General features: G+C 45.4%; 12 protein-coding genes, 6 tRNA genes, 1 other RNA gene and 1 other annotated feature. All 19 genes read right to left on the bottom strand.

The features are described from left to right. Positions 1-11: 11 nt before the first annotated feature. Positions 12-1,097: a transketolase C-terminal domain-containing protein gene (locus tag BR02_RS0109140; RefSeq protein WP_031516381.1), complete on the bottom strand. Its 1,086-nt coding sequence runs from the start codon at positions 1,095-1,097 to the stop codon at positions 12-14. A gap of 49 nt (positions 1,098-1,146) precedes the next feature. Further along, positions 1,147-1,821: a hypothetical protein gene (locus BR02_RS0109135; protein ID WP_031516379.1), complete on the bottom strand. Its 675-nt coding sequence runs from the start codon at positions 1,819-1,821 to the stop codon at positions 1,147-1,149. A gap of 232 nt (positions 1,822-2,053) precedes the next feature. Next, positions 2,054-2,317 (bottom strand): pro-sigmaK processing inhibitor BofA family protein, encoded by a 264-nt coding sequence (locus BR02_RS0109130; RefSeq protein WP_031516377.1) that lies wholly within the window; start codon positions 2,315-2,317, stop codon positions 2,054-2,056. Between the two features lie 76 nt (positions 2,318-2,393). Continuing rightward, on the bottom strand, positions 2,394-2,999 hold the full coding sequence (gene recR / locus BR02_RS0109125; RefSeq protein WP_031516375.1) for a recombination mediator RecR: 606 nt from the start codon (positions 2,997-2,999) through the stop codon (positions 2,394-2,396). 147 nt (positions 3,000-3,146) lie between these two features. After that, on the bottom strand, positions 3,147-3,470 hold the full coding sequence (locus BR02_RS0109120) for a YbaB/EbfC family nucleoid-associated protein (protein WP_207641006.1): 324 nt from the start codon (positions 3,468-3,470) through the stop codon (positions 3,147-3,149). Between the two features lie 23 nt (positions 3,471-3,493). Continuing rightward, complete coding sequence (dnaX, locus tag BR02_RS0109115) at positions 3,494-5,086, bottom strand: DNA polymerase III subunit gamma/tau (RefSeq protein WP_031516371.1); 1,593 nt, start codon at positions 5,084-5,086, stop codon at positions 3,494-3,496. A gap of 258 nt (positions 5,087-5,344) precedes the next feature. Further along, positions 5,345-5,610: signal recognition particle sRNA large type (gene ffs / locus BR02_RS15105), an RNA gene on the bottom strand. A gap of 33 nt (positions 5,611-5,643) precedes the next feature. After that, positions 5,644-5,733, bottom strand: a tRNA-Ser gene (locus tag BR02_RS0109110). A gap of 72 nt (positions 5,734-5,805) precedes the next feature. Continuing rightward, a tRNA-Ser gene (locus tag BR02_RS0109105) sits at positions 5,806-5,900 on the bottom strand. Between the two features lie 11 nt (positions 5,901-5,911). After that, entirely contained in the window at positions 5,912-6,367 is a 456-nt protein-coding gene (gene tadA, locus BR02_RS0109100) for a tRNA adenosine(34) deaminase TadA (RefSeq protein ID WP_114638851.1), read from the bottom strand. A gap of 28 nt (positions 6,368-6,395) precedes the next feature. Then, positions 6,396-6,471, bottom strand: a tRNA-Arg gene (locus tag BR02_RS0109095). 52 nt (positions 6,472-6,523) lie between these two features. Next, a tRNA-Arg gene (locus BR02_RS0109090) sits at positions 6,524-6,600 on the bottom strand. 122 nt (positions 6,601-6,722) lie between these two features. Beyond that, positions 6,723-6,817, bottom strand: a tRNA-Ser gene (locus BR02_RS0109085). A 9-nt stretch (positions 6,818-6,826) separates the two neighbouring features. Then, a tRNA-Ser gene (locus tag BR02_RS0109080) sits at positions 6,827-6,916 on the bottom strand. Between the two features lie 115 nt (positions 6,917-7,031). Further along, positions 7,032-8,312, bottom strand: coding sequence for a serine--tRNA ligase (gene serS / locus BR02_RS0109075; protein WP_031516367.1), 1,281 nt, complete (start codon positions 8,310-8,312; stop codon positions 7,032-7,034). Between the two features lie 162 nt (positions 8,313-8,474). After that, the gene (serA, locus tag BR02_RS0109070; RefSeq protein ID WP_031516365.1) at positions 8,475-10,064 is read right to left on the bottom strand and encodes a phosphoglycerate dehydrogenase; all 1,590 of its coding nucleotides are present in this window, start codon (positions 10,062-10,064) and stop codon (positions 8,475-8,477) included. 1 nt (position 10,065) lies between these two features. Then, entirely contained in the window at positions 10,066-11,217 is a 1,152-nt protein-coding gene (locus BR02_RS0109065; protein WP_031516363.1) for a pyridoxal-phosphate-dependent aminotransferase family protein, read from the bottom strand. A 94-nt stretch (positions 11,218-11,311) separates the two neighbouring features. Continuing rightward, positions 11,312-11,532, bottom strand: a binding site (T-box leader). A gap of 169 nt (positions 11,533-11,701) precedes the next feature. Next, positions 11,702-11,965 (bottom strand): hypothetical protein, encoded by a 264-nt coding sequence (locus tag BR02_RS0109060; protein WP_031516361.1) that lies wholly within the window; start codon positions 11,963-11,965, stop codon positions 11,702-11,704. A gap of 214 nt (positions 11,966-12,179) precedes the next feature. After that, positions 12,180-13,061 carry a pyridoxal 5'-phosphate synthase lyase subunit PdxS gene (gene pdxS, locus BR02_RS0109055; protein ID WP_031516359.1) on the bottom strand — a complete coding sequence of 294 codons (882 nt, stop codon included), beginning with the start codon at positions 13,059-13,061 and terminating at the stop codon, positions 12,180-12,182. Positions 13,062-13,226 lie beyond the last annotated feature (165 nt).

Here is a 13,226-nt window from a genome sequence, read left to right as displayed (position 1 = left end):
CAAGATGAATACTATAAAATTTCTTCCACTCTGGATATAATTTCTTCTGTGGTTATGCCAACCCCAGGCTTATACAGGGTTAAGAACTCTGCAGTTCCGCCGTAAATTGCGTTTTTAATTAATTTGCCAAACTGGCCCTGGGCCGATTCAACAACCAACAGTTTCTTGGCCTTTGTTGCCAATTCTTTTAATTCCTTTTCCGGCAGCGGCCGCAGTGTTATGGGCCTAAAATATCCCACCTTTTTACCCTCTTTGCGCAGAATTTCCACCGCCTCTTTTGCACCGCGGGAAACCACGCCGTGGGATAAAACCACCACATCGGCATCTTCGGTATCAAAGGAATGGTACTCCACCACTTCCGGAACCATCTTTTCGTAATCGGCAAAAAATTCCTGCAACACATCGTACAACTCTTCTTCAACGTTATAGGTGTTGCGGTAGTGACCGGGCTCCCGGTCTACACCGGGTGTGCCGGGTTTGCCCACAAAGGGCTCAGCGGGTACAAATTCAATGCCCCTTTGCTCAGGGTCATAAATGGTTAAAGACTCGCGCATTTTTGCCTGGTAACCGTCACCCAAAATAAAGGTGGGGAAGCGGTACTTCCAGGCAACATTAAATGCCTTGATGGTGTAATCAAACAATTCTTGGTGATTGGCGGTGGAATAAACTATACGCAAACCCTCACCGTTACCGCCAAAGGTGGTCATGGTCACTTCCTGTTGAGAATAGATAACAGTGGCAGTTGACGGGCCACCGCGCTGTTGAATGATGGTCACAGTGGGTAAGCGCATGGCTTCCGCCATGGAAAGGGGTTCCTGCATTAAGGTATTGCCGGGGCCCGCTGTGGCAGTAAATGCCTTGCGTCCGGCCATAACCCCGCCAAGGGTGGTAAAGCCTGCCGATAGCTCATCTTCCGTTTGTAAAAACCGGCGATTGTATTTGGGAGCTAACCTTGTCCAGTAATGCATGATTTCGTTTTGTGGTGTGATGGGATAACCATACATGATTTCCGCACCGGCAGCCATTGCCGCCCAAGCCACCACCTCGTTACCGGTCATAAATACACGTTTTTCTTCGGTAATAAGTTTGTCTGGCATAAAAGAAACTGCACCTCCTAAAATATGGCTCTCTTTTCGGTAACTTTGGTTACCAGAATGTATTTGGCATATAGCGGTCTAAAGGTCTGACCACGTTACCGGCACTATCCTTCTTCCCTAAAATATCAGCAACTTCCCTCACAGCAGTGGTGGCGATTACCGGGATGCCCAGCAGCTTTGCCGCCTGGCTTACTGCCTTGGCCCCCTCCTCCACCACCTCCGCAGTGGTTTCATCACCCAGGTGAGTGTTATTTATCACTCCGTGTATAGTACCCAATCCCTTGACATAATCTACAATATCTCTTACATTTGCAGTCATTGGCCGTGATATGTTAATTACGGCGTAAATTCTTAAATTAGGCTCCTTATCTACGCCCTCTACTAAATTTAGGGTTTTAGAACCCTCCACACCGTAGCCGATGTCAAATATTACATCCCCCTGGCGGAATAAAGCCCACCTTGTTTCGGGGTTTATCACATTGCCTGCTTCCCCCAAACCCATGGTATCCTTTGTTTCCCACGCCAATACCTTTATACCCTTTTGGGAAAGCAGCCTTTTAATGGGCCTCAATGTATAGCAGGGTTCCACTATATCTAAATCCACAAGGTTTACCAATCTCTTTTTATTTGCCAATTCTATTGCCCTGTTTACTGCAACTTCACTTTTCCCACTGGCATATTCACCAACATAAACCTCAACTATTCTGTCGGGTATCAAGATCACCCCCTTGAATAAACTATAATTGATTTTTTATAGTTTATCCAGTAAAAAAATTCTTAATTGTCCAATACAAAGAATAAGCGGGACATAACTGCCCCGTATTCCTCAGTAGCCCTACCTTAAATAAACTATAACCAGCCCGGTATTTTTTATGAAATTAGTATTTCTTTTCTTTTACAGTATAACCCTAGCAAAATAGCTCCGTCAAGAACATTACAACCCCTAAATAATTCCATTAAAGCAGCATATATTCCATTAAGACTAAAAGAACCACTCCGGGCACCTGTAATACCCCTGCCAGCAGCAAAGTAAAAATATTTATTGGTATGTATATTCCAAAGTTGGCACTTATCACATTGGTAATGGCCAGCAGTAAGGCACCGACAACTAAACAGGCAAGGGCCCTAAAAACTAACCTTAGGGGCCGAACAAAAAATATCCCTACCAAGTATAGGCCAAAGAGGCCAACCAAACCAAGCACTATGGTCGTCCATTCCATCATCACACCCCCCGCAACTATTAGTAATTGATTAATTATATGATAGTTGCGGAAGGTTATTCCTTTTTTTTCCTCTTTAGCTGTCCATGGACCTCCGTCCCTGCAGCGCTTTACTCAATGTATATTCATCGGTATACTCCAAGTCTGCACCCACGGGCAGGCCATGGGCCAGCCTTGTCACCTTTACCCCCAGGGGTGAAAGCAGCCGGTACAAGTAAAGTGCGGTGGCATCTCCTTCAACACTTGAATTTGTGGCCAAAATAACTTCCTCTATCTTATTATGCTGCAATCTTTCCAAAAGCTTTTTAATGTTTAAATCTTCAGCCTTGATTCCCTCCATTGGGTTCAGCACACCTTGCAGCACATGATACAGGCCGTCAAAACTGCCGGTTTTTTCAATGGCAATCACATCCCTGGCCTGTTCCACTATGCAAATTATGTGCTGCTTGCGGGAGGGGTCATCGCAAATTCTACAGGGATCAACTTCGGTGAGGTTACCGCAGTTGCTGCAGTACTTTACCTTTTCCCGCACCTCCACCAAGGCATGGGCTAAATCTTTAGCAACCTGGTGGGGCGCATTTAAAATAAAAAAAGCCAAGCGCTGTGCAGTTTTCGGACCTATGCCGGGCAGCTTGGCAAACTCTTCAATCAAACGAGCCACCGGCTCTGACAGATATTTCATTTGTATCCCCCATTGTTTCTCATGTCTATCAAATTGTAGAATAATTTAAAGTTTTAGTCAAGAAAATGCCGGCCGGCCAAAATGCAAGAAAAAAAGAACACGGGTTTTCCCATGCTCTTTTTAACCAACCGCGCCTTGGGCAAGTTTTTAAAATAAACCCGGCACCTTTAGGCCGCCGGTGATCTTACTCATTTCAGCGGAAACCATATCTTGGCTTTTGCGCAGAGCATCATTGGTGGCCGCCAAGATTAAATCCTGCAACATTTCAATATCATCGGGATCCACAACTTCCGGCTTTAATTCGATGGAAATCAATTCCTGCCTGCCGTTGGCCACTACCTTTACCACCCCGCCGCCCGCTGTGCTTTCCACAGTACGGGTGGCTAACTCCTCCTGCATTTTAGCCATATCCTGCTGCATCTTTTGCACTTGTTTCATCATTTTATTCATGTTTCCTCCACCTAACATCATTAAGCCCTCCTCAAAAAATAGATTTATTTGATTTCAACCTTGTCTTCACCAAAGAGTTCAACAGCCTTCTGCACTAAGGGGTTTTCTTCTGAGCCCTTGGTTTTAGGTTTTTCTTGTTCTTGATTTTCTAAAACTATAATTTTTAATGACCAGGATCCGCCCAGAACTTCATTTAAAGCCTGCTCAAATATTTTTTTGTTTTCACCTTGCTCTGCACGGACCTTATGAAAGTTTGCGTGCTGGGGCTTAAAAGCAATGGTCAGCACCTTATCTTTTACCTCAACAAAAAAGGCCTCCCGAAAAACGCCATAAACAGAAGGTTTTATTTTCTTCACATAGTCCAGTATCTTTCCCCAGCTCTGTTTTACCTCTTGGGAAAGGTCACCGGTTTGTTCATTTTGATTTTTTTCTTCATTTAGTTCACTTTGCTTTTCTTGCTTTTCTTCCTTTTCTTCTGTTTGTTCTTTTTGCCCCCTTTGTTCCTTGTCCGGCGGTGCCTCTTGCCGCTGGGGCATCTGCCGCTCTGCACCGGCCTTTGGCGGTGGCTGGGCACCGGTCAGCTTAACTAGGGCCAATTCCAGTAAAATTACCGGTTGAGCACTCCACTTCATATCATACTCTAAACGGGTTAACACTTCCAGACAATTTGATATAAAAATTGGCTCCAGCTTGGCGGCGTCGGCCTTTAAATTGCTTACATCCCCGGCCTCCGGCAGCCGGTTAGAAATTAAATAAAGCATAATGGATCTTAAATAGCCATTTAACTCTTTAACAAACATCCTAAGGTCTTTACCCTGCTGCAAAAGCTCATTAACCAGGAGCAGGGCGTCCGCCGACTTGCCCTTTGCCAGGTAATCCACCATGCTGCTCATCACGTCTTCTTTAACGGTCCCTAATATCTTATGCACATCGTCCACAGTAATAGAATCATTGCCAAAGACCGAGCCCTGATCCAAAATGCCCAAGGCATCCCTTAAGCCGCCCTCGGCAGCCCTTGCAATTAATACTAAAGCCTGGTCCTCAACCTCTAAGCCGATTTCTTCAGCCACCTGCTTAAGTCGAGGCAGCATATCCTTAACACCTATGCGTCGAAAATCAAATCTTTGGCACCGGGAAAGGATGGTTAAGGGAACCTTATGGGGTTCAGTGGTGGCCAATATGAAAATCACATGGCCGGGCGGTTCTTCAAGGGTTTTTAAGAGGGCGTTAAAGGCCTCGGCGGTAAGCATATGTACTTCATCTATGATATAAACACGGTACTTGCCACTGGCCGGTGAAAATTTAACATTTTCCCGCAGTTCACGAATGTCTTCAATGCCGCGGTTTGATGCAGCATCTATTTCTATGACATCCACGGAGCTACCTTCATTTGTTGAAATGCAGTTGTCACATTGATTGCAGGGTTCGTTGGCCACCACCTTTAAACAATTCAAGGTTTTAGCCAACACCTTGGCAGTGGTGGTTTTGCCGGTTCCCCGGGGACCGCAAAATAAATAGGCATGGTTAATACGTCCCTTGTCCAGGGCATTTTGTAAGGTGCGAGTAATATGTGATTGCCCAACAATGTCGGCAAATCGCTGTGGGCGATACTCCCGATATAGGGCGCGATAAGCCATATATTTAACCCTCCAGAATTAAGTTTACTATAATTTTCGATATTTAATACATTTTTCCTTTTATTATTTTGCCCCTGGCTTATTGGTTGTTGATTTTACATTAAAACTGAGGTGCAAATTTTATAAGGTATTTCTTTTGTCTGACTTTTGTATTCACCAATAGTTTACACTAATGTTTATGTTTTAAATCCTCCTTGTCACATACAAAACAAGGAGATGGTCCTTGTTCCACAAGAACCATCCCCTTAAAATTGCTGGCCGTGCATCCTGCTTTTGGATAATAACCTCCGGGCGTTACTCCCGCAGGTAACTCAAACCAGGCACCCTTGCGGCACCCGCAAGTCATCCCTTAGTGCTGCTTCCGCCAGGACCTGACACGGTTCAGGAGCTTGCGCCGCGCAAGACCCGGTCATCAACGTCCCTTACGGCAGCCAGACCCCACAGGTTATACCCGAGAGCAGGTATTCAACCCCGCTATAGCGGATTGCGGGTGCAGGGCACCGCTACCTCCCCGTCTAGCACGACCATTATTTTATACTTATAAGCAAATGTAAAAATGGCGGAGAGACAGGGATTCGAACCCTGGAGGCGGTTACCCGCCCACACGCTCTCCAGGCGTGCGCCTTCATCCACTCGGCCATCTCTCCGCGGACTACATAGTTTATACTATAATAAATTTTATTAAATTACAACAGGTAAAACTTATTATTAAATACATTTGGCGGAGAGAGTGAGATTCGAACTCACGAGACAGCTCATCACTGCCTACTCGATTTCGAGTCGAGCGCCTTCAACCAAACTCGGCCATCTCTCCCCAAAATAAGTTCATTTTAGTTTGCGTTTTTCTTTAAAAAAAGAACGAATAATCTCTCTGCACTCGTCTTCCAGCACTCCGGCTATTACCTCAACCTGATGATTAAAGCCCGGCTGCCTAACAATATCCATTACACTGTCCACAGAACCGGATTTGTTGTTTGGGGCGCCGTACACTAAACGGCCCACCCTAAATTGTACAATGGCTCCGGCACACATGGCACAGGGTTCAACGGTTACATATAAGGTGGCATCGTTTAGTCTCCAATCTCCCAAACGCTGTGCAGCTTCCCTTAGCACCAGTATTTCAGCATGGGCAGATGCATCCTTTAACAGCTCCCTAAGGTCATGGCCGGCAGCTATTATCTGGCCGTCAACCACGAGCACAGCTCCTATGGGTACTTCGCCCACCTTATAGGCCTTTTGAGCCTCTGCCAAGGCCTGGCGCATGTAAAGACTATGTTCCACCTGGGGTTTGTCTCCTTTTAATGAACAGTGGCGCCCCCGGGAGGAATCGAACCACCGACACACGGTTTAGGAAACCGCTGCTCTATCCCCTGAGCTACGGGGGCATACAAATAAGTTGTTAGTTAACCTTTTTTGGCGCACTAACAACCAAAGATGTGGCGTGCCTGAAGGGACTCGAACCCCTAGCCTTCTGATCCGTAGTCAGACGCTCTATCCAATTGAGCTACAGGCACGGGTTTTCTGTTTTGTGACAAGTGTTATTATAACAAATGTCAGTGGCTAAGTCAAGAAATAATCTTTTGCCCATGCTTTCCAAGGGCGAAATAAAAAACTACGACTAAGCGTAGTGTAAAAGTGGCGGAGAGCGAGGGATTCGAACCCTCGATACAGGTTTAAGCCCGTATACTCGCTTAGCAGGCGAGCGCCTTCAGCCGACTCGGCCAGCTCTCCACTATATTATGGCGGAGGGGGTGGGATTCGAACCCACGGAACCCGCAAGAGTTCAACGGTTTTCAAGACCGCCTCCTTCAACCACTCGGACACCCCTCCCTATTAGGAGGAATCCCTCCTGCCACGGCGATTTAAGTCATCGCCAAAGACACTTCTTTTCTCAACGCAAGTACAAGTGTACCACACAATTATTTGGTTGTCAATTTAATTATGTCTACCTCTTTCCAGTAATTTTGGCTGTGCCACCCATGTAGGGCTGTAAAACAGGCGGTATGGTAACAGAGCCGTCTTCCTCTTGGTAGTTTTCTAAAATGGCAGCCAAGGTACGGCCCACAGCCAAGCCGGAGCCATTTAAGGTGTGTACAAACTCCGGTTTTGATTTTCTTTCCCGTCTAAACTTTATATTTGCCCTCCGGGCTTGGAAATCCTCAAAATTACTGCAGGAGGATATTTCCCTGTATGTTTCAAAACTGGGCAGCCACACTTCAATGTCATAGGTTTTGGCAGCGGAAAAACCAATATCCCCGGTGCATAGATTCACTACCCTGTAGGGCAGGCCAAGTAACTGCAGCACCTGTTCCGCATTTTGCAGTAGTTTTTCTAATTCCTCGTAAGACTTATCCGGTTTGCAAAATTTAACTAACTCAACCTTGTTAAATTGGTGCTGCCTAATTAAACCGCGGGTGTCGCGGCCTGCCGCCCCGGCCTCTGCCCTAAAGCAGGCACTGTAAGCACAGTGATAGATGGGCAGTATCTCGCCCGGCAGTATCTCGTCACGATAAAGGTTTGTGACGGGCACCTCAGCGGTGGGTATTAAATAATAATTGGTACCCTCCAGCTTAAACATATCCTCGGCAAACTTTGGGAGCTGCCCGGTACCCACCATGCTGTCGGCATTGACTATAAAGGGAGGCAATATTTCGGTATAGCCGTGTTCGCCGGTATGTAAATCCAACATGAAGTTTATCAATGCCCTTTCAAGCCGGGCACCCAAGCCTTTATAAAAAGAAAATCTGGCCCCGGAAACCTTGCCTGCCCGCTCAAAATCTATGATGCCCAGGTCTTCTGCAATATCCCAGTGCGGCTTCGGTTGAAAGGTAAAGGTTTTTGGTTTACCCCAAGTTCTGACCTCCGCATTATCGTCCTCATTGGCACCAATGGGTACGCTTTCATGGGGAATATTAGGTATATTGAGGATTATCTGCTGCAACTGCTCCTCAATGGCTCTGATTTGTTCATCAATTTCTTTGATAGACTGGGATACCTGCCTCATTTCTTGCACCAGGTCCTCAGCGGGTTGGCCAGATTTTTTAAGCCTTCCCACCTCTTGCGATACCACATTGCGCTTGTTCTTGAGCTGCTCAACTTCAACCAGTTTTTCCCGGCGTTTTTCGTCTAAATTTAAAAATTCATCAAGGGACATGTTAACAGCACGGTTTTCCAGTGCCTCTCTTACCATATCCGGATTTGACCTTACCAGTTTTATATCTAGCATTACTTCGCCCCCAACAACTGCATTTTTTTGCTAAATTTAATATCAATTATACTATAGTGTCAAACTGGTGTAAAACTAATATGTCTTGTAAGTGTCCTAAACCGTGGTAAATGGGGCGGGAATGGTTACCCGCCCGCAAAAACCAGGCTGTAGTATATTTTTCTAATTTTCAATGCTGACTAATTTTACATCTAAAATACCGTCTATATCGGCAATTTGCTTAATGGTGGCTTCGCAGGTGGCTGTATCCACCGCCAATACCATCACTGCCGATCCACCTTGCTCCTTACGGCCCACCTGCATTCCGGCAATGTTTATATTGTGTTCTCCAAGAACGGTGCCCACCTTACCAATGATACCCGGCCTGTCAATATGCGGTATTACCAACATATTTCCCTGGGGTACGGCATCTATGCGGTAGCCGTCAATGTCAACCACCCGCGGGTCATTGTTTAAGAACAGGGTTCCGCTCAATAACCGCTCAGTTTGATCGGTGGTAACCTTAACGGTCATTAAATTGCTATAGTTTTGATCCTGATCTTGGGTAGTTTGAATTACCCGAATTCCCCTGTCCCTGGCCACCACCGAGGCATTTACGAAATTCACCGTTTCCTGCAAAATAGGATCTAATAAACCCTTGAGGAACATGGTGGTAATGGGAGTAACATCGTATTTTGCAACTTCACCGCCGTAAACCACTTCAACACTCTTAATGCGGCCGGTTAATAACTGTGCCTGGAACTTGCCCAGTTTTTCCCCTAAATCAAGGAAAGGACGCACCTTAGCCAGCAATTTTGGTGTCAGGGAAGGAATATTAACGGCATTTCTAACCATATTTCCTTGCAGGTAGTCGGCAATTTCTTTGGCAACATCCACCGCCACGTTAACCTGTGCTTCTATGGTTGAAGCTCCCAGGTGAGGGGTGGCAATGAAGTTTTCAAATTGATACAGGGGACTGTCTGTGTTGGGTTCCTTTTCAAAAACATCCAATGCTGCCCCCGCCACCTTGCCGGATTTTAATCCTTCATAAAGGGCCTCTTCATCAATGATGCCGCCCCGGGCACAGTTTATTATTCTTACCCCGTCTTTCATCTTAGCAATTGCATCGGCATCAATCATATGGCGGGTTTCTTTAGTTAAAGGCATATGCATTGTTATGAAATCAGCTTCTTTATAGATTTCATCCAAGGTCACCAGTTCCAATCCCTTGTCTGCGGCACTTTTATCAGAAATGTAAGGGTCATAGGCCAATATTTTCATATCCATTGCCATTGCCCTTTTAGCCACCGCTGAACCAATGCGGCCCATGCCAATTACACCCAGCACCTTGTTGCGCAATTCTACACCTAAAAAGGACTTTCTGTCCCAAACACCTTCTCTTAATTTAGCAGTGGCAGCGGGTATTTTTCTGGCCAAGGCCAGCATCATGGCTATGGTATGTTCTGCCGCTGCAATGGTGTTCCCGTCAGGGGCGTTAACCACAATGACACCCTTGTTGGTGGCTGCCTTTAAATCAATATTATCAACCCCAACACCTGCCCTGCCGACCACCTTCAGTTTAGTGGCATGCTCCAGCAAATTTGGTGTTACCTTGGTGGCGCTGCGCACAATCATGGCATCATAATCACCGATAATTTTAATTAACTCTTCTTCAGTCATTTTGTCCTTTATAATATCAACGGTTATATCGGGAATTTCATAGAGAGCCGCCAGACCCTTTTCCGAAACTCCGTCTAAGGCCAATACCTTCAAATTACTCACTCTCCTCTAAAAATACTAGTTGTGCTTCCCTTACGCCGGCGCCCAATTCTGCCTTATAACCGCATTCGTTAAGGGCCATCTCTAAGGCGCCTATGGTTAAAATTACATCTGCCTTGCTGGCATAACCCATATGTGCAATACGGAATATCTTTCCTTTCAACTCACCCTGGCCGCCGGCCACCATCACCCGGTATTTTTCTAACAGGGTTTTGCGCAGGTTATCAACATTTACTGTCATGGGGCTTTGAACAGCCGTTACCGTGTCTGAAGAATATTCTTCGGCAGGCAGTAACTCCAATCCCAATCCCTTAATGGCTGCCCTGGTTGCCCTTGCCAACAGGCGGTGGCGCTTGAAAACATTTTCTAATCCTTCTTCCAGCAGCATATCCAGGGATTCCTCTAAACCGTAAAATAAAGATACCGGTGAAGTATAGGGTGTATTATTTTTAGCCAGTGACTTTCTGGCCTTCTTTAAGTCAAAGTAGTAGTTAGAAGCGGTGTTTTCTTCCATGACTTTCCATGCCTTCTCGCTTACGCTTACAAAGGCCAGACCCGGGGGCAGCATCATTGCCTTTTGGGAGCCGCTTACCATAATGTCCACTTGCCACTCATCGGTTTTAATATCCATACCGCCCATACTGCTAACGGCATCCACCACTAACACCGCCTGGTGGTCAGCAACAATTTTACCCAGCCCTTTAATATCGTTAACCACAGCAGTGGATGTTTCGTTATGGGTTGCCAATACAGCCTTAATGTTGGGATCGGCCTTTAATTTTTCTTCAACCACACGCAAATCAACATCGGTGCCCCAGGTGAACATAACTTCATCCACATCGGCACCATATTTACGGGCCAGTTCACCGAAGCGCTCTCCAAATTTACCTGTATTTAAGGATAAGACCTTATCTCCCGGGTTGGTGACATTGGCCACGGCAGCCTCTAAGCCACCGGTACCGGAACTGGCAAGTACAAACACATCGTTTTCGGTTTGAAAAACCTTCTTCAATTTTTCTGTTACCCGGCCAATTAATGCAGCAAATTCTCCACTGCGGTGACCGATGATCGGTTTAGACATGGCCGCTGCAACACGTGGCGGTACCGGGGTAGGTCCCGGAATCATCAAATACAATTTGTCTTTCATTTTTAAACCTCTCCTCCACAAAAAATAATTATGTTAATTCTTTTCCGGTCACTGTCAGGAAAATAAAAAACTCCCGTCCCTGACAGTAAACCTGTCAAGGGACGAGAGTTACTTCTCCCGCGTTGCCACCCTATTTGACCAAGAAATATCTTAAGTCCACTCATTTGTGATAACGGGTTTCTCCCGTACCTGCTTAATAAACCTTCGGCAGGTCCCCTTCGGGGAGGAATTCATAGATTCTTTTACCGGTTCGCACCACCCACCGGTTCTCTGTCAAAAAAGATTTCTACTACTTTTCCCCTTCATTGGGTTTTAAATATTAAAATATGAGATGAATTTTACTATAACCTGCCCAAATAATCAAGTATTATTTATATTAAATTTTTTATTTACCGGTCCTTGCCATTGTTTATTATTGATTTTTTTGCGGCTTTATACTTCCGCCCTTAAAATGGCTTCTTTTTTTAAAAACTTTAAATCATTTTCAAGGTGCCCGCACCCAGTACCATTTAAAACCGTCGGTAACTATCACATAGCAAAGGGCTGTTCCAATCTTGGCCTTAGACAGCCAAGCATCCATGTCATCCTGAAAAGTTTTATTTTCAATCCACCTGTTAACGGAAAGATAGATTTTCTCACTGACATCAGCAATTAAATCATAAGCTTGTATTTTATTTTCAGTAACTACCCCTAAGGTAAAGGAAAAGGCCACAAGAAAACATAAAAATAATTTAAACAATTTACCCATGGTATTTATCCCCCAAATATTGGCAGCGCGGTTAATTATTATGCTAGCACAGGGAAACAAATGCCAAATTGAGGTCTGTCTGTTTAAATATGGTAATTATTGTTTATGTACCACCATCATTTTACCTATACTTACCAATACTCCTGTATTCAAAAGAAAAAAGGCCGACAGCAGCTAAATACATTAGCCCTGCCGGCCTCTTATCAGTGATTGACTACCATCCCCGTTCTTGCATGCGCTGTTCCGGTGCAAGGTTGCTTATTTCAATGCCTGGCATTGCCTCTCCCAAACCGGTGGATACCTTTGCCAGCAATTTTGCATCTTGATAATTTTTTGTGGCCTCAACTATTGCCTTGGCTGTGGCCGCAGGGTTGGAGGATTTAAAAATACCCGAACCGACAAATATGCCATCGCAGCCAAGCTGCATCATTAATGCTGCATCGGCAGGGGTGGCAATACCGCCGGCAGCAAAGTTAACCACCGGCAACCGTCCCAGTTCTGCAACTTGAAGCAATAATTCATACGGTGCTCCCATTTCTTTTGCAGCGGTCATTAATTCTTCTTTGGGCAAGTTTTGTACATAGCGAATTTCACCCATCACCTTGCGCATATGTCTTACTGCTTCCACAACATTGCCGGTGCCCGGTTCACCCTTGGTACGAATCATAGCTGCCCCTTCGGCAATTCTGCGCAGGGCCTCACCCAGATTTCTGGCACCACAAACATACGGAACCTTAAATTCATGTTTATTAATATGGAATTCTTCGTCAGCGGGAGTTAAAACTTCACTTTCATCTATGTAGTCTACGCCTAAACTTTCCAGTATTTGAGCTTCCACAAAGTGGCCTATGCGCGCTTTAGCCATTACAGGTATTTTCACGGCATCCATAATTTTCAGTACCACTGTGGGGTCAGCCATTCTGGCCACTCCACCGGCAGCCCTAATATCTGCAGGCACCCTTTCTAAAGCCATTACTGCGCAAGCACCGGCTTCCTCAGCAATTTTGGCTTCTTCGGGAGTAGTTACATCCATAATTACTCCGCCCTTTAGCTTCTCGGCCATTTCTTTTTTAGCCGTCCAATTCTTATCAATCAAAAAACTCTACCTCCATTTCCTACTACAATCCGATCTCAACTAAATTATTTTACAATAGAATGGGCAAATATACAAGTACAATGGAAATGTTGACGGTGTCAACTTTTTGTAGGATATTTCTTTCCGACCACTCATCTTGGTTTTTAGATTTTAAATGACCCATGC

It is taken from the genome of Desulfofalx alkaliphila DSM 12257 (assembly GCF_000711975.1).
GTDB lineage: Bacteria > Bacillota > Desulfotomaculia > Desulfotomaculales > Desulfohalotomaculaceae > Desulfofalx > Desulfofalx alkaliphila.
The sequence above is the reverse complement of the archived record's forward strand: the minus strand, read 5'-3'. Positions and strand labels throughout refer to the sequence as shown.